Source organism: Micromonospora fiedleri (assembly GCF_016774385.1).
GTDB classification, from domain to species: domain Bacteria; phylum Actinomycetota; class Actinomycetes; order Mycobacteriales; family Micromonosporaceae; genus Micromonospora; species Micromonospora gifhornensis.
This window is the reverse complement of the sequence record NZ_JAETXL010000005.1, coordinates 271,617-292,498: the sequence shown is the minus strand read 5'-3', so window position 1 is coordinate 292,498 and position 20,882 is coordinate 271,617. Positions and strand designations below refer to the sequence as shown.

At 73.2% G+C, this 20,882-nt stretch carries 18 protein-coding genes; 13 read left to right on the top strand and 5 right to left on the bottom strand.

The annotated features are described in order from the left end of the window. Positions 1-99 precede the first annotated feature (99 nt). Positions 100-750 (bottom strand): hypothetical protein, encoded by a 651-nt coding sequence (locus JMF97_RS15455; RefSeq protein WP_203222220.1) that lies wholly within the window; start codon positions 748-750, stop codon positions 100-102. A gap of 166 nt (positions 751-916) precedes the next feature. Here JMF97_RS15455 and JMF97_RS15450 point away from each other — a divergent pair, with 166 nt between their 5' ends. The 7 genes from JMF97_RS15450 to JMF97_RS15420 all read left to right on the top strand — a co-directional run bounded on the left by JMF97_RS15450 (position 917) and on the right by JMF97_RS15420 (position 8,722). Further along, positions 917-1,681: a GNAT family N-acetyltransferase gene (locus JMF97_RS15450; protein WP_203222219.1), complete on the top strand. Its 765-nt coding sequence runs from the start codon at positions 917-919 to the stop codon at positions 1,679-1,681. Then, positions 1,678-2,616: a lysophospholipid acyltransferase family protein gene (locus JMF97_RS15445; protein WP_203222218.1), complete on the top strand. Its 939-nt coding sequence runs from the start codon at positions 1,678-1,680 to the stop codon at positions 2,614-2,616. Before JMF97_RS15450 ends, JMF97_RS15445 begins: the two co-directional genes overlap by 4 nt. Positions 2,617-2,683: 67 nt before the next feature. After that, on the top strand, positions 2,684-3,385 hold the full coding sequence (locus JMF97_RS15440; protein ID WP_043725686.1) for a response regulator transcription factor: 702 nt from the start codon (positions 2,684-2,686) through the stop codon (positions 3,383-3,385). After that, positions 3,382-4,938, top strand: coding sequence for a HAMP domain-containing sensor histidine kinase (locus tag JMF97_RS15435; protein ID WP_203222217.1), 1,557 nt, complete (start codon positions 3,382-3,384; stop codon positions 4,936-4,938). Before JMF97_RS15440 ends, JMF97_RS15435 begins: the two co-directional genes overlap by 4 nt. Positions 4,939-5,000: 62 nt before the next feature. Then, positions 5,001-6,632, top strand: a complete 1,632-nt coding sequence (locus tag JMF97_RS15430; protein ID WP_203222216.1) for a trypsin-like peptidase domain-containing protein — start codon at positions 5,001-5,003, stop codon at positions 6,630-6,632. Between the two features lie 197 nt (positions 6,633-6,829). After that, positions 6,830-7,504 (top strand): BON domain-containing protein, encoded by a 675-nt coding sequence (locus JMF97_RS15425; RefSeq protein WP_203222215.1) that lies wholly within the window; start codon positions 6,830-6,832, stop codon positions 7,502-7,504. Between the two features lie 156 nt (positions 7,505-7,660). After that, positions 7,661-8,722 carry a glycosyltransferase family 4 protein gene (locus JMF97_RS15420; protein WP_203222433.1) on the top strand — a complete coding sequence of 354 codons (1,062 nt, stop codon included), beginning with the start codon at positions 7,661-7,663 and terminating at the stop codon, positions 8,720-8,722. 9 nt (positions 8,723-8,731) lie between these two features. Here the strand turns inward: JMF97_RS15420 and JMF97_RS15415 are convergent, their stop codons facing one another. Then, entirely contained in the window at positions 8,732-10,399 is a 1,668-nt protein-coding gene (locus JMF97_RS15415) for a serine/threonine-protein kinase (RefSeq protein WP_203222214.1), read from the bottom strand. A 134-nt stretch (positions 10,400-10,533) separates the two neighbouring features. On the opposite strand from JMF97_RS15415, the gene JMF97_RS15410 reads away from it, so the two are divergent. From JMF97_RS15410 to JMF97_RS15395, 4 genes are read left to right on the top strand one after another with little or no spacing between them, the layout of a single operon-like run. After that, positions 10,534-11,364, top strand: a complete 831-nt coding sequence (locus JMF97_RS15410; protein ID WP_203222213.1) for a patatin-like phospholipase family protein — start codon at positions 10,534-10,536, stop codon at positions 11,362-11,364. Next, a complete protein-coding gene (locus JMF97_RS15405; RefSeq protein WP_203222212.1) occupies positions 11,364-12,380 on the top strand; it encodes a 1-acyl-sn-glycerol-3-phosphate acyltransferase in 1,017 nt (338 codons plus the stop codon). Before JMF97_RS15410 ends, JMF97_RS15405 begins: the two co-directional genes overlap by 1 nt. A gap of 9 nt (positions 12,381-12,389) precedes the next feature. Beyond that, positions 12,390-12,710: a divalent-cation tolerance protein CutA gene (cutA, locus tag JMF97_RS15400; RefSeq protein ID WP_203222211.1), complete on the top strand. Its 321-nt coding sequence runs from the start codon at positions 12,390-12,392 to the stop codon at positions 12,708-12,710. A gap of 47 nt (positions 12,711-12,757) precedes the next feature. Continuing rightward, complete coding sequence (locus JMF97_RS15395; protein ID WP_238359433.1) at positions 12,758-16,276, top strand: SCO7613 C-terminal domain-containing membrane protein; 3,519 nt, start codon at positions 12,758-12,760, stop codon at positions 16,274-16,276. A 94-nt stretch (positions 16,277-16,370) separates the two neighbouring features. Here JMF97_RS15395 and JMF97_RS15390 read toward each other — a convergent pair whose 3' ends face one another. Continuing rightward, positions 16,371-17,132: a hypothetical protein gene (locus tag JMF97_RS15390; RefSeq protein WP_203222209.1), complete on the bottom strand. Its 762-nt coding sequence runs from the start codon at positions 17,130-17,132 to the stop codon at positions 16,371-16,373. A 165-nt stretch (positions 17,133-17,297) separates the two neighbouring features. Between JMF97_RS15390 and JMF97_RS15385 the strand changes: the two genes are divergently transcribed. Next, positions 17,298-17,591 (top strand): 4a-hydroxytetrahydrobiopterin dehydratase, encoded by a 294-nt coding sequence (locus JMF97_RS15385; RefSeq protein ID WP_203222208.1) that lies wholly within the window; start codon positions 17,298-17,300, stop codon positions 17,589-17,591. Further along, positions 17,588-18,736 (top strand): FHA domain-containing protein, encoded by a 1,149-nt coding sequence (locus JMF97_RS15380; protein WP_203222207.1) that lies wholly within the window; start codon positions 17,588-17,590, stop codon positions 18,734-18,736. Before JMF97_RS15385 ends, JMF97_RS15380 begins: the two co-directional genes overlap by 4 nt. Before the next feature lie 62 nt (positions 18,737-18,798). Here JMF97_RS15380 and rocD read toward each other — a convergent pair whose 3' ends face one another. Together rocD and ddaH are read right to left on the bottom strand one after the other, a co-directional pair. Beyond that, the gene (rocD, locus tag JMF97_RS15375) at positions 18,799-20,013 is read right to left on the bottom strand and encodes an ornithine--oxo-acid transaminase (protein ID WP_203222206.1); all 1,215 of its coding nucleotides are present in this window, start codon (positions 20,011-20,013) and stop codon (positions 18,799-18,801) included. Then, on the bottom strand, positions 20,010-20,825 hold the full coding sequence (gene ddaH, locus JMF97_RS15370) for a dimethylargininase (protein ID WP_203222432.1): 816 nt from the start codon (positions 20,823-20,825) through the stop codon (positions 20,010-20,012). Before ddaH ends, rocD begins: the two co-directional genes overlap by 4 nt. Positions 20,826-20,882 lie beyond the last annotated feature (57 nt).

Genomic DNA, 20,882 nt, shown 5'->3' with positions numbered 1-20,882 from the left:
CGGTAGCGGTCAACCAAATCAATCGGGCGCACTCCGGAGATCGCCATCCGCCCCAGGCAGGAGTCGCCTCCTCCCCAGGGACGACGGGATCGACAGTCCTTACTGGCGGCCGATCCAGGTGGCGCGGGCGTGGCCGAGCAGGGCGCCGTCCGGCCCGTACAGGCTGGTGCGCACCAACGCCTTACGCCCCACGGCTTCCACCACCGCGCCGGTCACCACACACTCGTCGCCGGGCCGGGGCAGCGCCTCGACATGGGCCGCGATCCGACCCAGCACGTACGGTCGACCGGCCTCGATCACCGCCCAGCCGCCGGGGCAGTCCAGGGCGGCCCAGACCGTGGCGACGCTCACCTGCGCGGGCGCCTGGAACGGTGCCGCGGTCCGGCCGTCGGGCAACCGTCCGGGGAAGATCCGGAGCCCGTCGAGGCGCTGCGGCCCGCAGACGTAGCAGCCGGGAAACGGGTGGTCCGTCAGACCGGGGTACGCCGCCGAAGCGGCCCGCGCGGTCGCCAGATCGACCGGCGGCACGACGTCGTCGAGCTCCTCCGCCGGACGGAGCTGGGCGATCACCTCCCCGGCCGGGTCGAGCACCTGGTCATCGGTCAACGTCAGCGCGGTGTCCAGCGGCGGCGGTCGGCGCAACGTCACCTCGACCGGGCCCTGCCCGCCGTACGCCGTGGCGAAGACGCCCGCACTCCAGCCGCCGTTGCCCGTACCGGGCGGTCCGTTGAACCGCGCCTCGATGATCATCGGATTCCTCCCGCCGTACCGGCCGGTCGTCGGCCACCCCGGCAGCCTCGCACGACCCACGCCAGGGCGGCGGAGGTGGGCCGGCGCCCGATCGCCGACCGGCGTTCACCGGATCGACACCGCCATCCACCAGGGCCGGCAACCCGCCGGGCGCTACACAGTGGGCATGGCCGCGCTACCCGCCGCGCAGGTGACTCTGACCACCAGCGGCTACACCCTTTCCCTCGCCGACGACCACCACCAGGTCGAGGCCGCGCAACGCCTGCGTCACCAGGTATTCGCCGCTGAGCTGGGTGCCACCGGACTCACGGACCCGACCGGTCTGGACCGGGACGCCTTCGACCCCTACTGCGACCACCTGCTCGTACGGCAGGAGAGCACCGGGGAGGTGGTCGGGACGTACCGGCTGCTGCCGCCGGGCCGCACCGTTCGCCGCTACGCCGAGGGTGAGTTCGACCTGACCGCACTCGACCCGTTGCGCGCCCACCTGGTGGAGGCGGGGCGCTCCTGCGTACACCCGGAGCACCGCAACGGAGCGGTGATCAACCTGATGTGGGCCGGCATCACCCGCTACATGCACCTGCGCAACCTGCGTTGGCTCGGCGGCTGCGCCTCGACGCCGGTGACCGACGGTGGCCGCGCCGCCGCCGAGGTGTGGGCCCAGGCCCGGGCCCGGCACCTGGCACCGCCGCCGCTGCGGGTGCGCCCGCTGCGACCCTGGTTCGCCGAGCCGGGCGTACCGCAGGAGCCGGTGGCCGCAACGGCCCGGCTGGTCCCCCCACTGCTGCGCGGGTACCTGCGGCTCGGCGCCTGGATCTGCGGCGAGCCGGCGTACGACCCGGACTTCGGGGTCGCCGACTTCTACGTGCTGCTGTCCATGGACCGGATGAACCCCCGCTACCTGCGGCACTTCCTTGGCGGACAGCCGTGAGCACGGCGGCGCACCCGCTGTGGCGGTCGGTCTCCGGCTGTGGTCCGGACTGCCTGCCGCCGCCCGGACACGCACCGACCGTGCCGCCGGCCCGGCAACTGGGGCGGGCCGTGGCCCTGCTCGGGATGCTCGGGCTCGGCATCGGGCTGGCGGCGGTGCTGCCGGTGCTGCCCGCCCGGGAGCGGCACGCCGCTACCCGGGGCTGGGCGCGGGCGACGGCGCGGGCCTGCGGCGTACGGCTGACTGTTCGGGGCCGGTTGCCTCGGCGTCGGGCGCTGGTGGTGGCCAACCACGTCTCGTGGTGCGACGTCCTGGCGATCCTCGCGGTCGCGCCGGCGCGACTGGTGGCCAAGCGGGAGGTGGGCCGCTGGCCGCTGCTCGGCCTGCTGGTCCGCGCCGCGGGCACCCTCTTCGTGGACCGGTCCCGCCCCCGCGACCTGCCGGCGGCCGTGGCCCGGGTCGCGGCCGCGCTGCGCGCCGGACGGACCGTCGCGGTGTTCCCGGAGGGCACCACCTGGTGCGGCCGGCAGACCGGGTGCCGGCCGGTCAGCGGCTTCCGGCCGGCGATGTTCCAGGCCGCGATCGACGCCGCGGCCCCCGTGGTGCCGGTACGCATCGGCTACCGCGACGCCACGACGGGCACCTCGACGAGTGTCGGGGCCTTCATCGGCGACGAGACCCTGCTGCGCTCGGTACGCCGGCTGCTGGCCGCCCGGCACCTGCAGGTCACCGTGGAGATCGGCGCAGCGCTGCACCCGGGCCGCGACACCGACCGGCGGGCCCTGGCCCGGGTCGCCGAATCCGCGGTTCACCTGGTGCCGGCCCCGGCGGGAGCGCCGCCCCGGACGGTCGACCCGGTGCCGTCGGCACACCGTCCGACACCGGCCCGGTTGCCGGCCGATCCGTCCGGTCGAGGGCGGTCCCTGGCAGCCTGAGGAGTGCACAGGCTTTTTTCAGGTACCGCCCAGCGCGAGCGCAGCGATGACGCGGATGATGGGCGGCATGGCGGCTACCCAGACCGAGGCGCGACTGCTCGTCGTCGAGGACGACCCCAACATCCTCGAACTGCTCTCCGCGAGCCTGCGCTTCGCGGGCTTCGACGTGGCCACCGCCACCAGCGGCAGCGCCGCGCTCAACGCGGCCCGGGACCACCGGCCCGACCTGGTGGTGCTCGACGTGATGCTGCCCGATCTCGACGGCTTCGAAGTGATCCGGATGATGCGCGAGGGCGGCACCCGTACGCCGGTGGTCTTCCTCACCGCCCGGGACGCCACCGACGACAAGATCCGTGGCCTGACCCTGGGCGGCGACGACTACGTCACCAAGCCGTTCAGCCTGGAGGAGTTGACCGCCCGGATCCGCGCGGTGCTGCGCCGCACCAGCACCGGTGAGCAGGCGCCGGCCCGGCTCACCTTCGCCGACCTCGAACTGGACGAGGAGACCCACGAGGTCTACCGGGCCGGCCAGCGGGTCCAGCTCTCGCCGACCGAGTTCAAGCTGCTGCGCTACCTGATGCTCAACGCCAACCGGGTGCTGTCCAAGGCGCAGATCCTCGACCACGTGTGGAACTACGACTTCCGGGGTGACGACAACATCGTCGAGTCGTACATCTCGTACCTGCGGCGCAAGGTCGACAACGTCGAGCCCCGGCTGATCCACACCCTGCGTGGGGTCGGCTACGTGCTGCGCAAGCCGGCGGCGTGAACGCGCTCCAGCAGGGCAAGAGCCGGCTGCGCGCGGTACCGCTGCGGGTCAAGCTGGTCGCGGCCGTCCTCGCCCTGGTCGCCGCCGCGCTGCTGGTGATCGCCTCACTGACCACGATCTTCCTGCGCAGCTATCTGGTGGACCAGGTGGACGCCGAGCTGAGGAGCGCCAGCCTCACCATCGAGACCGCCGTGATCACCGCGCAGCGGAGCACGCTCGGCATTCCCACCGACTACCTGGTAGTGGTCATCGACAGCAGCACCGGCCTCGTCGACGGGATAGGGTTCGACAACAAGCGGTTCGGCGAGGCTGACCTGCCACGTTGGCCCACCACTGTCGCCGGCTTCGAGGAGAAGGCCGGGCAGCCGTTCGACACCCGCGCCCGCGGTAGCGAGGTGCGCTGGCGGATCCTCTACACCGAGCTGCCGAACGGGCAGTGGGCGGCGATCGGGCAGCACCTGACCGACGTGGACCGGGCGGTCAAGCGGCTGATCTGGATCGACCTGCTGGTCGGTGGGGCGGTGCTGATCCTGCTCGCCTCGATCGGTGCGGCGATCGTCCGGACCAGCCTCAAGCCGCTGGTGGAGATCGAACGCACCGCCGCCGCCATCGCCGGTGGTGACCTCAGCCGCCGGGTCCCCGACCCGGAGCACGGGCAGCCCTGTCCCACCTCCGAGCTGGGTCGGCTCTCCCGGGCGTTGAACGCGATGCTCAGCCAGATCGAGATGGCCTTCACCGCCCGTGCCGCCTCGGAGAGCGCCGCCCGCTCGGCCGAGGCCGCGGCCCGGGACGCCGCCGAGGCGGCCCGCGCCTCCGAGGCCCGGGCCCGCCGATCCGAGGAACGGATGCGGCAGTTCGTCGCGGACGCCTCACACGAGCTGCGTACGCCACTGACCACCATCCGCGGCTTCGCCGAGCTGTACCGGCAGGGTGCCGCACGCGCCCCCGAGCAGACTGCTGACCTGCTGCGCCGTATCGAGGACGAGGCCGCCCGGATGGGCCTGCTGGTCGAAGACCTGCTGTTGCTGGCCCGGCTGGACCGCGAGCGTCCGCTCTCCCTCGCCCCGGTCGAGCTGCCCGTGCTGGCCGCCGACTCGGTGGCGGCGGCCCGGGCGATGGCGCCGGATCGGCGGATCGAGCTGGACATCGCGCCCGGCTCGGGGCCGTTGGTGGTCCGCGGCGACGACGCGCGGCTGCGGCAGGTGATCGGCAACCTGATGACCAACGCGCTGCGGCACACCCCGCCGGAGGCGTCCGTGACGCTGCGACTGCGCTCCGAACCGGGCAACCTGGCGGTGATCGAAGTCGCCGACACCGGCCCGGGACTCACCCCGGAGCAGGCGGAGCGGGTCTTCGAGCGCTTCTACCGGGCGGACGCCTCGCGGACCCGGCGGGTGGGCGGAATCACCGGCACCGGGCTCGGCCTGGCCATCGTCGCCGCGCTGGTGACCGTGCACCAGGGCACCGTGGAGGTGACCGACACACCGGGCGGAGGTGCTACCTTCCGGGTCCGACTGCCGCTCGCCCCGGACATCGACGGGGAGCCCGAGTGACTTTCAGCGAACGCTCAGGCCAGGCTAAGGCGGAACGCAGAGCGATGGGAGAAGGTGGGGACATGACCGAGTACGAGTCCGACCCGCGCCGGCCGGCCCCCACCGACGCCGAGCCGTCGCACCCCGAGCTGCCCCGCGCCGAATACGCGCGGTCCGACTCCCCGACCGAGCCGGTGGTCGGCAGCAGCGCCGATCCCACCGCCGAGTCGCCGACCATCCCGGTCCATGCCGTCGAGACCTCTCCCGCCGGCGGCCAGGACGCCGAGCCGACCATGGTGGGCCTGCCCGTCGCCGGCTCGCCCCCACCGCCGCAGACCGGCCCGTCCAGCCCAGCTCCGGGTCAGCCCGCCCAGGCCCCCGGTCAGCCCGCGCCGCAGGCTGCCGGTCAGCCCGGGCCGCAGGGACAGCCGGTCGCCGGCCAGCATCCCTGGGGTCCGGCCGGCTCGCAGCCGTACCAGCCCGGGTCGCGTTATCCCGCTGCGCCCTGGTACCCGGGCCAGTCCGGCTGGGCCGGGTCGCAGCAGCCCTCGCCGGGCGGCTACCCCGGGCAGCAGTCGGCCGGTTACCCCGGACAGCCGGGCGCGCAGTCGGCCGGTTACCCGGGCCAGCTGCCGCCGTGGGCGGCACCGCAGCAGTCCGTCGCCGGGCCCCGACCGGGCCGGATCGCCAAGTTCGTCGGCGCCGGCGTCGCGGTGTTCGCGCTGATGCTCGGCAGCGGTATCGCCGGCGGCACGCTCGCCCTGGCGCTGAGCGACGGTGGCACGATCACCCGCACCTTCTCCGCCGCTCCCGTGATCGACGGTGCTGATCTGCCGCGCATCGCCGCGTCGGTGCAGGACAGCGTCGTGTCGATCAGCACCGGCAGCGGCGAGGGCTCCGGCGTGGTGCTCACCGCCGACGGGTACGTGCTGACCAACAACCACGTGATCGCCGGGGGCGGTGACACCGTACGGGTGATCTTCGCCAACGGCACCAACGCCCAGGCGGACGTCATCGGCACCGACCCGCGTACCGACCTCGCGGTGTTGAAGGCCAACGGGGTGAGCGACCTCAAGGCCGCCACCTTCGGCGACAGCGACGCTATGCAGGTCGGCGACCAGGTGCTCGCCCTGGGCAGCCCGCTCGGCCTCCAGGGCTCGGTGACCGCCGGCATCCTCAGCGCCCGGGACCGCACCATCCAGGCCGGCAGCGGTGACCGGCTGCCCGGTCAGGCGGTCAGCTCGATCTCCGGGCTGCTCCAGACCGACGCGCCGATCAACCCCGGCAACTCGGGCGGCGCCCTGGTCAACACCCGCGGCGAGGTGATCGGCATCAACACCGCGATCGCCACCGCCGGGCAGGGCAACACCGGCAACATCGGCGTCGGCTTCGCCATCCCGAGCAACAAGGCGAAGGACATTGCAGACAAGCTTCAGCGGCGTGAGAAGATCAGTCACCCGTCGCTCGGGGTGAGCGTGACCGGCACCAGCGAAGGCGGGGCGCTGATCAACGCCGTCACGCCGGGCAGCGCGGCCGAGCGGGCCGGGCTGGAACGCGGTGACGTGATCACCCGGTTCGGCGACAAGGTGATCAACGACTCGAACGACCTCGTCGGTGCCGTACAGGCCGGCAAGGTCGGTGACCAGGTCGAGGTGACCTTCCAGCGGAATGGTGCCGAGGCGACGGCAACCGTGACGCTCGCCGAAGCGTCATAGTCACAGACCTGCCTCCCTACCGGGCGGCGGGTGGCGCGGCCAAGGGGGTTGGTCGCGGCACCCGCCGCCCTTCCTTTTGCCCCCACACCGACTGCTGTCTTCACCCGACTGCTGTCTTCACCCGAACCGGGTGAGCCCGGCTCACCCCGGGTGCGGGCAGCGTCGGTTGGAGAAGACCGCAGAGCCATGGGGGTGACATGACCGCCACCGCGTCCGCCGTACGGACCGACGACCAGATCCAGCGGGACGTCCTGGACGAACTCAGCTGGGATCCGCGCGTCCTCTCGACCGACATCGGCGTCACCGTGCACGACGGCGTGGTGACCCTGACCGGCCAGGTGGACGGGGCCGCGCGCAGGTGGGCAGCGGTACGCGGCGCACAGCGCGTCCGTGGCGTACGGGCGGTCGCCGACGACATCGAGGTGACCCCGGTCGGACCGGTCCCCGTCACCGACGGCGCGCTGGCCATCGCGGCCGGCCGGGCGCTGGAGTGGAACAGTTTCGTGCCGGCACAGCGGCTGGACCTCACCGTCGCCAACGGCTGGATCATGCTGCGCGGCGAGGTGGAGTTCGGCTGGCAGCGGCGTACCGCCGAACGGGAGCTACGCCGCATCCGGGGCGTACGCGGGGTGACCAACCTGGTCGAGGTTCGGCCCCCCGCCCGCCCGGACGCCGACCGGACCCGCCGCGACGTGCAGCGGGCACTGCTGCGCGGCATCGGCACCGAGCGGGTGACGGTCGAGGTGCACGGCGACACGGTGACCCTCAGCGGGGTGGTGCGTTCCTGGTGGGAACGGGATCAGGCGGACCGGGTCGCCTGGTCGGCCGAGGGCGTCTGCGCGGTACGCAACGAGCTGCTGGTGGGCGGCTGACACCGGTCGTGTCCGGTTTGCCGGTACCCGGAAACGGGAAACCGCTTCGACCCCCCCGGCCCGCGGAGTACGGCGGACCGGGCCGACGCCACAGACCGACGGGGAGGACTCGTGGCCCACAACCACGGTGCGGGCGAGCGCCAGTTGCGGATAGCGATGGTGGTGCCACCCTGGCTGTCGGTGCCGCCACCCGGCTACGGCGGGTTGGAACAGGTGGTGGCCGGCCTGGTGGACGCGCTGGTCGACCGGGGACACGAGGTGACGTTGATGGGTGCCGGTGGCGAACACGGCACCACTGGCGATTTCCTGGCCACCCTGGACGAGTTGCAGTACGACCGGCTCGGTGAGTCGCTGCCCGAACTGGCCCATCTGGCCCGGGTGAACCATCTGCTCAGCGCGGCCGACTTCGACCTGGTCCACGACCACAGCACGATCGGTCCCCTGGTCGCGGGGCGGCGCGACGTACCCACGCTGGCGACCGTGCACGGCAACCCGGTGGGGGAGTACGGCACCGTGCTCAGTGACACCGACCGCGGCGTCGGTCTGGTGGCCATCTCGCACGCCCAACGTCGGCTGAACCCGCGCCTGCCGTGGGTCGGCACGGTGCACAACGCGATGGACATCGGCGACTTCCCGCGCAAGCAACGACCCAGTCACGGGGCGGTGCTGTGGCTGGCCCGGTTCAGCCCGGACAAGGGGCCGGAACTGGCCATCGAGGCGTGCCGGGCGGCGGGACTGCCGCTGGTGCTGGCCGGCAAGTGCAACGAGCCCGCCGAGCGGCGTTACTACCACGAGGTCATCGTGCCGATGCTCGGACCGGACGTCACCGTCGTGCTCGACGCGGACCGGGAAGCCGTACTGCGGCTGCTGGTGGAGGCCCGTTGTCTGATCATGCCGATCCAGTGGGAGGAGCCGTTCGGCATCGTGATGCTGGAGGCGATGGCCACCGGTACGCCGGTGGTGGCGTTGAACCGGGGGGCCGTGCCGGAACTGGTCCAGCCGGGCGTGACCGGGCTGATCTGCGAACGACCCGAGGAGTTGCCGGCGGCACTGGGCGAAGCACCGCACCTCGACCCGGCGGACTGCGTGGCGCACGTCGCGCGGACCTTCTCCATCGAGCGGATGGCAGCCGGCTACGAGGAGGTGTACCGCCGGTTCCTGGTGGCGGCGACGCCGCGGTCGGCGATGCGGGAACCAGCGCGGATCACCCCGGGCTGAACCGCCAGGTCAGACCCGCGCCGCACTCAACGCGGTGATCGCCGCGTCCAACTGCCGGGCGTACGCCGGGCTCAGCCCTTCCTCCCGGAGCCGGGTGGCCACCTTCTCGCGCAGCCGGGCCACCCCGGGGCCGAGTTCACCCTCACCGAGGCTGACCGCACGGGTCAGATTGCGTACCTCGTTGCGCAGGTCGAGGCCGACGTCCTCGCGGATGCCGCCGTCGGCGAGCCCGGAGCCGATCAGGTCTTCGAGCCGGCTCGCCGCCTCGACCAGCGTGTCCCCGGTGGTTTGCGTGGGCGGTACCACCGTCGGTGGCGGTGGTGCGGCAGGGCTCGACGCCGGTGGCGGCGATGGCTGCGGCTGGGCGCTCTCGGTGGGCGTGGTGGTCGGCTCGGGGGACTCGGTCGGCTCGGTGGTCGGCAGCGCGGCGGGTGGGTCGCTGTCCTTCGGCCACAACGCCGGCACCACCAGCGCCGCCCCGAAGAGCAGCACCAGGACCGCGAGGACCGGACGCAGCCACGACCGACCGTTGCTCGGCTCCTCGCCGACGCGGGTGGCCGGGGCGTCCGTGGTGGAGCTGCCCGCCTCCGGTACGCCGACGACCGGCGCCCCGGTGGCCGCTGCCGCGGGCGCCGCAGCCGACGCGTCGACGGACGCCTGACCGGACCCGGCAGTCGCCTGACCGGGCCCGGCAGCCCCCTGGCTGAACCCGGTAGCCGCCTGAGCGGGCCCGACGGTCGTTTGGGCGAACCCGGCAGCCGCTTGAGCGGACGCGCCGGGCGGTGGCGTGACTGCGGGCAGGGTGACCGTCGGAGCGAGCATCGTGATCGCCTGCGGATCGGCGGGCAGCATCTGCTCGCGCAGCACGGTGGCGACCTGGCGGGCCGTGGGCCGGTCGGCCGGGTCGCGGGACAGGCAGCGCAGACAGATCTGGGCCACCACCGGCGGTAGCCCGGGCACCTCGGTGAGCGTGGGTGGCGGGCGGTCGGCCAGCGCCGCGCTCAGCTCCTCCCAGGTCTCCGCCGGGTACGGCACCCGGCCGGTCAACGTCTCGTGCAGCAGCACACCGAGTGAGTAGACGTCGGTGGCCGGCTGCGCGGGTGCTCCGTCGAGCCGTTCCGGGGCGACGTAGGCGGGGGTGCCGAAGGTGGCGCCGTCCTCGTCCTCGTCGGGGGCGCCGATGCGGGTCGCGATGCCGAAGTCGAGCACCTTCGCCCCGACCTGGGTCATCATCACGTTGGCCGTGGTGACGTCCCGGTGCACGATGCCGAGCCGGTGTGCGGCGGCGAGTGCGTCGGCGACCTGCGCGGCGATCTCCACCGCCTCCGGCCAGGGCAGCGGACCCTCGGTGAGCCGGAACTCCAGTTCCTCACCGGAGAGCAGTTCCATCACCACGAACGAGGTGATGGTGCCGTCCGGCGACACGGTCTCGCCGTAGTCGTGGACCGATGTCACGTGTGGATGGACGAGCTGCGCGGCGGCTCGCGCCTCCTCCCGGACCATGTCGCGGAACCGGGCGTCGGCGGCCAGCGACGGGGCGAGCACCTTCAGCGCCACCACCCGGTCGAGAACCTCGTCGTGGGCCCGCCAGATGACCGACATGCCACCGGCACCGATCTGGTCGATCAGCCGGTATCGGGTGGCCAGCAACCGACCGGGCTGCAGTGCTGGCTTCACGTTTTGCACCTGCCTCGTAGCGGGGAGCGGTATCAGGTTGCGCGAATGTTGCTGCGCTGTCAACGGTCTTGGACCGGCACCGGCTCCGTACCAGGGTGAACGGGGTGCGGTCCGGGCGTGCCAGGATGAACGGCATGGCACGGGGACCGGTGGCGTTCGTGCTCGGCGGCGGGGGAGTGCTGGGCGCGGTCGAGGTGGGCATGTTGCGGGCGCTGTTCCGGGCGCGGATTCGGCCAGACCTGGTGCTGGGTACGTCGATCGGCGCGGTCAACGGTGCCCTGGTCGCCGCCGACCCGTCCGAGGCGGTCACCGACCGGCTGGTCCGGCTCTGGGCCTCGCCGGAGGCCAGCGAGGTGTACGGCGACTCGGTCGCCCGACAGCTGCGACGCTTCGCCGCCCGTACCCATCTGCATTCGCCCCGACCGTTGCGCAAGCTGCTGGAGAACGAGCTGGGCGCGGAGACCACCTTCGCCGACCTCAAGGTGCCCTTCCGCTGCTGCGCGGCGAACATCGAGCGGGCCGCCGAGCACTGGTTCGTCAGCGGCCCCGTGGTGCCCGCGGTGCTCGCGTCGGCCTCGGTGCCCGGGTTGCTGCCGCCGGCACGCATCGGGGACCAGCACTACGTCGACGGCGGGATCGTCAACTCGATCCCGATCGGTGAGGCGGTCGCGGCCGGGGCCACCCGCATCTTCGTACTCCAGGTGGGCCGGATCGAGCGGGCGCTGACCCCGCCCCGGCGGCCCTGGGAGATCGCCCAGGTCGCGTTCGAGATCGCCCGCCGGCACCGGTTCGCCCGGGAGATGGCCGCCCTGCCCGACGGGGTGGAGGTGCACGTGCTGCCGACCGGCGGCCTGGAGCCGCGCGACGACACCCCGTGGGCGTACCGGGACATGGCGGCGGTCGGCCGGCGGATCAGCCGCGCCTACGCGGCGTCCCGGCACTACCTGGCGAACCTGGAGCGCTGATGCCGCTTCCGCCCAGGTGGCTGCGCCGGCTGTTGCTGGCACCCGGCGTGGTGCTGCTGGCCGTGCTGCTGGTGATCACGGTGCCGTTCTGGGCCCTGCTCGCGTTGGCCGTCTCGCCCTTCGTGCCCGGGCGGCTGCGCCCGCTGCGGCTGCTCTGGATCGGCTGCTTCTACCTGCTCTGGGACGCGGCGGCGCTGGTCTGCCTGTTCGCGCTCTGGGTGGCCAGCGGGTTCGGCGCCCGGGTGAACTCGCCGGCCTTCCAACGCGCCCACTACGTGCTGGCGGGCTGGTTCCTGCGGGTGTTCTTCTGGCAGGCCCGGTGGGCGCTGCGGCTGAGCATCGAGGTGGTCGGCACCGACCCGGACACCGCCCTGCCGGGCCGTCCCGAACTGGTCGTCAGCCGGCACGCCGGGCCGGGTGACTCGTTCATCCTGATCCACGCCCTGGTGAACTGGTTCCAGCGGGAGCCACGCATCGTCCTCAAGGACACCCTGCAGTGGGATCCGGCGATCGACGTGCTGCTCAACCGGCTGCCGAGTCGTTTCATCGCGCCCGGACAGGACGGTCGGGGGACGATCAGCGAACAGGTCGGGCATCTGGCCACCGGGCTGGACGACGACGACGCCTTCGTGATCTTCCCCGAGGGCGGCAACTTCACCCCGAGGCGTCGACTGCGGGCCATCGAACGGCTGCGGGACCGGGGACACCACCGGATGGCGGTGAAGGCGGAGGCCATGCGGCACGTGCTCGCCCCGCAGCCCGGTGGGCTGTTAGCGGCGCTGGACGCCGCACCGGACGCGGGGGTCATCTTCGTGGCGCACACCGGGCTGGACAAGATGCTCACCGTCGCCGACGTGTGGCGGGAACTGCCGATGGACAAGCAGTTGGTGATGCGCTTCTGGTCGGTGCCGCCGGAGGAGATCCCGGCCGGGCGGCAACAGCGAATCGACTGGTTGTACGACTGGTGGAGTCGGATAGACGCGTGGATCGCCGCCAATCGCGACGGTGCCGCGTAGGGTTCGTGGATGGACCAGATCAGCGTGGTGACGACGGTGGTCGACGCGCGTTCGGTCGCGGACCTGCTGGCCGCCGCTGCGGTGGCCGGACGGCAGGCGGCCTGCGCGCAGGTGGGCGGTCAGGTGGAGAGCACGTACTGGTGGCGGGGCGGGGTGGAGACGAGCACCGAATGGTCGGTGCAGTTCAAGACCGCACCGGACCGGGTCAACGCCCTGGTGGAGCAGGTCCGCGCCAGCCACCCGTACGAGGTGCCGGAGATTCTGGTCAGTCAGGTGTACTGCGGTCACCCTGAGTACGCCGCCTGGGTGTTCGAGCACACCCGTCCCTGAGTATCCGGACTCTGGTGCGGCTGGCCGCGCGGGTCAAGGATGACTGCGTGACTGGCTACCCCTGCCCGGCGTGTGGTGCGCCGGCGAACCTCGCCTCAGGCTGCTCCGGATGCGGCCGGCCGCCGTACCCGGCCGCCGCCGAGGTGATCCGACTCGACCGTGAGATCGTCGAACTCGGCGCTGCGACGCGACAGGCACGGGCGACGTACGAAGGGTTGGCCGGTCGGCTCCTGACGGCGCAGCGACGCCGCGCCGAGTTGGCCGCCGCGATCCGCACCGAGTTCCCGACAACGACCCCTGCGGGCAGCATGGCCGGGGCGGTGCCGCCCGCTGCGGTACCGGTCGCGGTGCCGGCCGGGCCAGGCGGGGCGCTGCCGGCGGGGCCAGGCGGGATGCCGCCGGTCGGGCCGGGTGGGGCGGGGTCGGGCGGGTGGCCCGGCATGACGCCGGTCGACCCGGCGGCGCGGCCGGGTGGGGCGGAGGCCTCGACCCGTACCGTGCAGGGGTTGTTGTTCGTCCTGGGTGGACTGCTGCTGGGCACCGCGGCGACGGTGTTCACGGCGGTGGCCTGGGCGTCGGTGGGCGTCACCGGTCGGGCGCTGATCCTGCTGGCGCTCACCCTGCTGCTGCTCGCCGTGCCGCTGGTGGCGCGCTGGCGCGGGCTGCGGGGCACGGCCGAGACGCTCGCCGCCGTCGGGCTGCTGCTGGTGGTGCTCGACGGGTACGCCGCCTGGTCGGTGGACCTGTTCGGGGTGACCGCCTGGCCGGGCAGCCTGTACGCGGCCCTGGTCGCGGCCGTCAGCGCCGCCCTGGCCGCCGGGTACGCCCGGCTCAGCCGGCTGACCGTGCCGTGGTTCGCCGCACTGCTGGCCGGGCAGCCGGTGCTGCCGCTGGCCGTCGCCGAGGCCCGGCTCGGGCCGGCCGGGCTGGCGGTGGTCTTCGTCGGGGTGGCGCTGGCCGACCTGGCGGTGCTGGTCGCGCTGCGGCGGCCGAGGGACGTCGCGGGCGAGGGGGCCACGACGACCTCGGCGGTACGGATCGCCGGCCAGGTGACCGCCGGTGCCGGGTACGCTGTCGCGCTGCTGCTCGCCGCGGGTTGTGCGTTGGTGCCGCTGCTCGTCGGCCGGGCCGGTGGGGTGGCGGTGCTGGCCGGCGTACCGATGCTGCTGGTGGCGCTGGCCCTGCTCGGTGCGGCGCTGCTGCTCGGCGGTGCGATCGCGCGGGCGGTGACGGCCGGCGCGCTGGTGCCGGTGCTCGCCCTGGCGCTGATCCGCCCGGTCGGCGAACTGCGCGGGTCGGTGGTGCTGGTGGCGGCGGCCCTGGTGGTGGCGCTGCTGGCCGGTGCGGTGCGCCTGCTTCCGACGGGTTGGCAGTCCGGTCCCCGGATCGGTGCCGTGCTGGTGGCCGCCGCCACGGCGACGCTTACCACGTTGTGGGCGGTGGTGCTGGCGGGCGCGACGGTGGGCCGCTCGTTGCCGCCGTGGCGGGGGGCCACGGCCGGGCCGGACTACCCCTGGGGCTGGCAGTTGCCTGTCGCGTTGGCGTTGACCGCGGCCGCGCTGGCCTGGCTGCTGCCCCGGGTGGCCCAGCCGGCGATCGCGGTGATCGGCGTCGCCGGCACGACGCTCGCCCTGCCGGCGGCCTGGGCCGCGTCGTGGCCGGTCGTGGTCGCTGTCGACCTGCTGGTCGCCGTGGCGCTGCTGGCGGTGTCGGTGGCCCGCCCGGTGGGCCGGGCGACGGTGCCGGCCTCGGCACTGGCCGGCACCGTGCTGCTCGGGCACGGGCTGCTGGTCGGGTTGGCCGGCCCGGCCGGGGCCGGTGCGGCGTGCGCGGTGGTGCTGGTCGCCGGCCTCGGCGTGGCCGCGGTGGGTCGCCGGGGCGGGCCCGAGCAACGCGTGGTGGCCGGGTTCGCGCTGCTCGCGGCGGTGCTCGTGGTGCCGGCCGGTGCGGCGATCGCGCTGATCGGCGCCGGTGCGCCGCCCTGGTGGCAGTCCCGGGCGGCACTGGCCGCCCTCGTCCTGCCGGCGGTCGCGCTGGTCACCCTCCGGACACACTGGACCGACCTGCGGGCGTACGCCTCGACCGGGTTCGCGGTGGCGGCGGCCCTGACCGGGCTCGCGTCGGTCGCCGTACCGGGTGACGAACCGGTGACCCTCTACGCGGCCGGTACGGCGCTGCTGGTCGCGCTGGCCGGGTTCCGGTCCCGTCCCTCGGTGGCGTTGACGGTGGCGGGTGTCGGTCTGGCCGCCGTGGCGGTGCTGGCCGCTGTCCCGGTGGCGCTGACCGCGCTGGTGACCCCGTACGGGCCGCCGCCCGCCATCTGGGCCGGCGCACCGGCGGTGCGGTCGGTGGCGGACGCGGTGCCGGTGGGACTGGCCCTGTCGGTGCTGGCCCTGGCGGCGGTACTGGCGACCTGGCCGACCGGTCGGGCCGGCAGGTGGCGTCTGGCGGCGGCGGTGCTGCCGTTCGTGGCGCTGGCCGGGCCGGTGCTGCTGGTGGCCGCCCGGGCGCCCTGGCCGGTGGTGCCGGCCGCCGCGCTGCTCGGTGGCGTCGCCCTGCTGCTGGTCATCGCGGTGCGGCCGGTGGGCGCCCCGTTCGTGGCGGTCGGCGTGCCGGTGGGGCTGGTGCTGATCGGGGCGGGACTGCTCAACCTCCAGGCCACCCGGGCCGGGACGCTCGCCGGGCTGGGTCTGCTGGTGGTGGCGGCGACCGTGGCCGGGGTGGCCGCCCGGCGACACCTGGTGCGGCTGGCCGGCTGGCTGGTCGCGGTCGCGGCGGCGACCGGTCTCGCCATCACCGCCTCGCTGGCCGCCGGGCAGCCCCTGCGGGTGGCGGCCTTCGCGGTGCTCGGCGTGGCTGCCATAGCCCTGGCTCTGGCCGCGATCGTCCCCGGCATCTCGGCGCTGACGGGTCGGACGCTGGACGCGGCCGCGCAGGCGGTGGCGCTGGTCGGGATCCTGCTCACCATCGGTGCGGCCCGGCACGCCGCCACGGCCTGCGTGCTCTGGGCCGTCGCGGTCGGGCTGCGGCTGCTGCGCCGGGGCGAGTCGACCGCGCGGCGGTGGGTTTTCGCCGCGATCTCCGCCGGCAACGTGCTGCTCGCCGTCTGGCTGCTGCTGGGGGCCGGTGGGGTGACGGTGCTGGAGGCGTACACCGTGCCGTTCGCGGTGTTGGCGCTCGGTGCGGGCGCGGTGGCGTTGCGTACCCGACCGGGATTGACCAGTTGGCTTGCGCTCGGCCCCGGTCTGGCCGCGGTGCTGCTGCCCAGCCTGGCGGCCGTGCTGTTCGGCGCGGACCCGCAACCGTGGCGGCGGCTGCTGCTCGGGGCTGCCGCGCTCGCCGCGACGCTGCTCGGGGCGATCCGACGCTGGCAGGCGCCGGTGGTGCTCGGTGGGTTGACACTCGCCGTGCTCGCCGTGCACGAGCTGGTACGCAGCTGGGACCTGCTGCCCCGGTGGGCCTACCTGGGCACCGCAGGACTGCTCCTGATCGCCCTCGCCACCACCTACGAACGCCGCCGCCGCGACCTGCTCCGCCTCCGCGCCACGGTCAGCCGGATGAGCTGACGCCGTCCGATGGTGCCCCGCCGTTGCGCCGGAACGGCGGGGTCCGCAGTGGCGGGAAACCGCCGTTCCGGCGCAGCGGAGTCGATCACCGTGCCTAGCCGCCGAGGGCCTCGATCAGGTCGGCCGGTGCCTCCTCGATCTCGCCCGCCGGGGGCTTGCGTACGGTCACCGGGCTGCCGAAGTCGGAATAGCTGGCCTTGATCTTGCCCATCCGGGCGTCGAGCGTGGTCAGGTCGATGACCAGCCCGGTCAACCGACCGTCGGTGTCGACGGTGGCGGTGAACGGAACCGAAGCAGCCTTGCGGCCGAACATCTTGACGAGCTCGGAGTCGACGTCGACGGTCCTGGTGTAGTCCACGGTGCCGGCGTATTTACCCGGGCTGGTGCGGTCGACCGTGACGATGCTTTCGATCAACGCCTTGACGTTGCCCGGGTCGTCGGCTATGAGCTTCAGGTCGCTGTCGTCGCCGAGCTTGGACGTGTCCATGTACAGCCACTTGTCGGACAAGCTTCCGGCCTGCTCGCCACCGAACTTGAGGTACACGTCGTCGCCCATGCTGACCATTCGCATGGTCCGTTCGTCGCTCAGATCGAGCGTCATGTCGGCGACCAGGTTCAGCGGATCGAGGGAACCGGAGCCGGTGATGACCGGCGAGACGAGTTCGAACCGGGAGCTCTGCTTGTTGAGTTCCTCCAGAGCCGCCGTGAGATCGGCCCTCGGGTCCGCCGTCGTGCTGGTGGCCGGTGCGGCCAGCGGTTGCTCGTGCTGACCGCTGCTTGTCGTGCAGCCGGTCAAGCCAAGCGACAGTGCGGCGGCGAGCGCTAGCCCGGCGCTCGCGGAACGAATCGGGTGCATGGTGCCTCTCCTTGTCCGGGCCGCAACGCGACCGCTTGGTCAAGTTCGGCTCGGCGGTCAGGCTAGTCGCCCCACCGCAGGGCCACCGCCCCGGTGATGCGCCTGCGGTCGCAGTCGATCGTTGCTGATCGGCGTGGTGGGGGAGGGCAGCGGTAGGGTCTGGCCATGGCAGAGGTGCTCACCGCTGAGGCGGTACGAGACGAGCTGGGTGGGCTGGCGGGGTGGTCACAGGACCCGGCCGGGATCACCCGTACCGTGGAGCTGGCCAGCTTTCCGGACGCCATCGGGCTGGTCGACCGGATCGCCGTCACGGCCGAGGAGTTGGATCACCACCCGGACATCGACATCCGCTGGCGCACCGTGACCTTTCGCTGCGTGACCCACTCGGCGGGCGGCGTCACCCGGCGGGACATCGAGCTGGCTCGGCGGATCGACGAGATCGTGGGAGGCACCCGATGAGGTTCGAGATCAGCAAGGTGCTGGACGCCATCGAGGGGCGGGTCTGCACCGATCCGCAGTTGGCCCGCGCGGTGGTCGACCTGGCCGAGATCATCCGTTACCAGGACCTCGACGGCGGACGTCCGGCCAGCACGCTGCGCCTCGGCATGGTCATCGACGCGTTGGCGCGCAGCCTGGAGGAGGACAGCGTCCCGGTCTACGCGGTGGTGCACCGGGGGGTGCTCTCCGACGCCGACCTGACCTCCAACGAGCGGATGGTGGTCCGCCGCTGGGCCGACGACGGCCTGGTCGAGGTGCTCGACAATCCCGGGGACCGGATGCTTGAGGTGGCCGACCTGCTCGGCCTGCCGGTGCTCAGCCGGGTGCGCTTCGACGGCCTGCGTGGGCGGTTCCCCTGGTTGGTCGAGCAGCCCGGCCGGGTGGTCGCCCCGGTGCCGGGTGCCGGCGGACCGGTGTTCATCGCCCACGTCGGTGGCGGTCACACGCCGGTGGCCGGGCCACCGTCGCCGGCCGCGGCGCAGCTGCTCGCCCGCGAATGGCGGTGCCCGGACTCCGGCTGCAACCTGTTCGGGGGAGGTGGCGGCGGTGGCGCCTTCGCCGACCTGGCCCGGGTGGACCGGGCGCCAACCGGTCAGCCGCCACCGTCGCTGCGTAACGGCGTACCGACCTGCCCCCGGCACGGCAGCCGGCTGCGCGACGCCGGCCCTCGGCCGCGCAGCGAGGTCCTCGCGGTACGCGTCGGTGGCCTGATCCGGCGTCGATTCGCGCTCACCGAGGAGCAGCCGGTGCTTGTCGGCCGGGCCCCGGAGGGCAGCGGCGGCATCATGCTCGGACAGTGGCTCAACGACGAGGCCCGCCGCTGGATCAGCCGCAGCCACCTGCGGTTGGAGTTGCGTGGCAGCGACGTGGTGGTCACCGACGTGAGCACCAACGGCTCCGGCATCCGACCGGCCGGGTCGCTGGCCGACGCGGACCGCATCCCGCTGGCCCCGCAACAGTCCCGGGTGCTGGCCAGCGGCGACATGGTGGAGCTGTACCCGGGGGTGCAGATCGGCCGGCCGGCCGACCTGCCGTCGGGTGCGCCGTACAACCCCGACTCGGTGATGTCCGAGGCCCCGACGATGGCGATGCGCCTGCCCCGCTGAACCCGACGCCGCGACGCGGGTGGGCGCCGGGACCTGGCACCCACCCGCGTCGGTACGGCTGCTCAGCCGGCCAGTACCGCCGCCAGCTGTGCGACCGCGTGGTCGATCTCCTCGGCGGTGATCGTCAGCGGCGGGGCGAGGCGGATCGTCGAGCCGTGGGTGTCCTTGGCCAGCACGCCACGCTCCATCAGGCGCTCGCACGCCTCCCGGCCGCTCATCAGCGCCGGGTCGATGTCCAGTCCGGCCCACAGACCCCGACCGCGTACGGCGACCAGGCCCTTGCCGATCAGGGCGTGCAGCCCGGCGTGCAGCCGTTCGCCCAACTCGGTCGAGCGGCGCTGGAACTCGCCGGTGGCCAGCAACCGGACCACCTCGGTGGCCACCGCGCAGGCGAGCGGGTTGCCGCCGAAGGTGGAGCCGTGCTGGCCGGGCCGCAGCACGCCCAGCACGTCGGCGTCGGCCGCCACTGCGGAGACCGGCACGATGCCGCCGCCGAGCGCCTTGCCCAGCAGGTACATGTCCGGTACGACACCCTCCAGCTCGCAGGCGAACGTGGCCCCGGTACGCCCCAGCCCCGACTGGATCTCGTCGGCGATGAACAGCACGTTGCGCTCGGTGCAGAGCTGACGCACCCCCGGCAGGTAGCCGGCCGGCGGCACCACCACACCCTGCTCGCCCTGGATCGGCTCCAGCAGCACCGCGACAGTGGTCTCGTCGACCGCCTCGGCCAACGCGGTCAGGTCGCCGTACGGGACGATTTTGAAACCCGGGGTGTACGGCCCGAAGTCGGCACGGGCGTCGTCGTCGGTGGAGAAGCTGACGATGGTGGTCGTACGCCCGTGGAAGTTGCCCTCCGCGACCACGATGGTGGCCTGACCGGCCGGTACGCCCTTGACCTGGTAGCCCCACTTGCGGGCCACCTTGATGCCGGTCTCCACGGCCTCGGCCCCGGTGTTCATCGGCAGCACCAGCTCCTTGCCGCACAACGCGGCCAGCGCCCGGCAGAAGTCGGCGAACTGGTCGTGGATGAACGCCCGGCTGGTCAACGTCAGCTTGTCGAGCTGGGCGTGCGCGGCGGCGATCAACGCCGGGTGACGGTGGCCGAAGTTCAGCGCCGAGTAGCCGGCCAGGCAGTCCAGGTAGCGCCGACCGTCCACGTCGGTGACCCAGGCGCCCTCGGCGGAGGAGATCACCACCGGCAGCGGGTGGTAGTTGTGCGCGGTGTGGCGCTCCGCGTCCTGTACCGCGGCGGGGGTCCGCAGCATGTCCTCGATCATCGGCTTGCCTTTCCCTGACGGAGTCGCAACGTGCAGCACTTCGGGCCACCGCCGGCCTTACGCAGCTCGGACAGGTCGACGCCGATGGTCTGGTAGCCCCGTTCGCGCAGCTTCGCGGCGAGGTCGGTGGCCTGCTCGGGCAGGACCACGTGCCGGCCGTCGCTGACCGCGTTGAGGCCGAGCACCTCGGCGTCGGCCATGGTGGCGTGCACCGCGTCCGGGAAGAGCCGGCGCAGTACGGCCTGGCTGCCGGGGGAGAACGCCTCCGGCAGGTACGCCACGGTCCGCTCGTCGAGCACGGTCAACGCGGTGTCCAGGTGGTAGAAGCGCGGGTCAACCAACTGCATGGTGATCACCGGGTAGCCGAAGACCTCCTGCAACTGGGCGTGCGAGGCGTGCGCGGTGCGGAATCCGGTGCCGGCGAGCAGATAGTCGCCGGCCAGCAGGATGTCGCCCTCGCCCTCGTTGACGTGCTTCGGGTCGTACATCTCGAAGCCGGCTGCCTCGAACCAGGCACGGTAGGCGGGGGCCTCGTCGGCGCGCTGCGGGTCGCGGAACTGCACCGCCATCGCCTTACCGTCGATCACGGTGCCGCCGTTGGCGGCGAAGACCATGTCCGGCAGACCCGGCACCGGAGTGATCTCCTCAACGGTGTGCCCCAGGTCCCGGTACACCTGACGCAGCCGCTCCCACTGCCGGACGGCGAGATCGGTGTCGACGGGGGCGGTCGGGTCCATCCACGGGTTGATCGCGTAGTCGACGGCGAAGTACGTCGGCCGGCACATCAGATAGTGCTGGCGGGTGGCGTCCATCGTCATTGTCCTGCTCCCAGGGTCTCCGCGCGCCCTGACCACCGGCGGCCCACGGGC

Coding starts and splice junctions, on each gene's coding strand:
- JMF97_RS15455 (WP_203222220.1), bottom strand. CDS start 750: ATGATCATCGAGGCGCGGTTCAACGGACCGCCCGGTACGGGCAACGGC.
- JMF97_RS15450 (WP_203222219.1), top strand. CDS start 917: ATGGCCGCGCTACCCGCCGCGCAGGTGACTCTGACCACCAGCGGCTAC.
- JMF97_RS15440 (WP_043725686.1), top strand. CDS start 2,684: ATGGCGGCTACCCAGACCGAGGCGCGACTGCTCGTCGTCGAGGACGAC.
- JMF97_RS15430 (WP_203222216.1), top strand. CDS start 5,001: ATGACCGAGTACGAGTCCGACCCGCGCCGGCCGGCCCCCACCGACGCC.
- JMF97_RS15425 (WP_203222215.1), top strand. CDS start 6,830: ATGACCGCCACCGCGTCCGCCGTACGGACCGACGACCAGATCCAGCGG.
- JMF97_RS15420 (WP_203222433.1), top strand. CDS start 7,661: ATGGTGGTGCCACCCTGGCTGTCGGTGCCGCCACCCGGCTACGGCGGG.
- JMF97_RS15410 (WP_203222213.1), top strand. CDS start 10,534: ATGGCACGGGGACCGGTGGCGTTCGTGCTCGGCGGCGGGGGAGTGCTG.
- JMF97_RS15405 (WP_203222212.1), top strand. CDS start 11,364: ATGCCGCTTCCGCCCAGGTGGCTGCGCCGGCTGTTGCTGGCACCCGGC.
- cutA (WP_203222211.1), top strand. CDS start 12,390: ATGGACCAGATCAGCGTGGTGACGACGGTGGTCGACGCGCGTTCGGTC.
- JMF97_RS15390 (WP_203222209.1), bottom strand. CDS start 17,132: ATGCACCCGATTCGTTCCGCGAGCGCCGGGCTAGCGCTCGCCGCCGCA.
- JMF97_RS15385 (WP_203222208.1), top strand. CDS start 17,298: ATGGCAGAGGTGCTCACCGCTGAGGCGGTACGAGACGAGCTGGGTGGG.
- JMF97_RS15380 (WP_203222207.1), top strand. CDS start 17,588: ATGAGGTTCGAGATCAGCAAGGTGCTGGACGCCATCGAGGGGCGGGTC.
- rocD (WP_203222206.1), bottom strand. CDS start 20,013: ATGATCGAGGACATGCTGCGGACCCCCGCCGCGGTACAGGACGCGGAG.
- ddaH (WP_203222432.1), bottom strand. CDS start 20,825: ATGGACGCCACCCGCCAGCACTATCTGATGTGCCGGCCGACGTACTTC.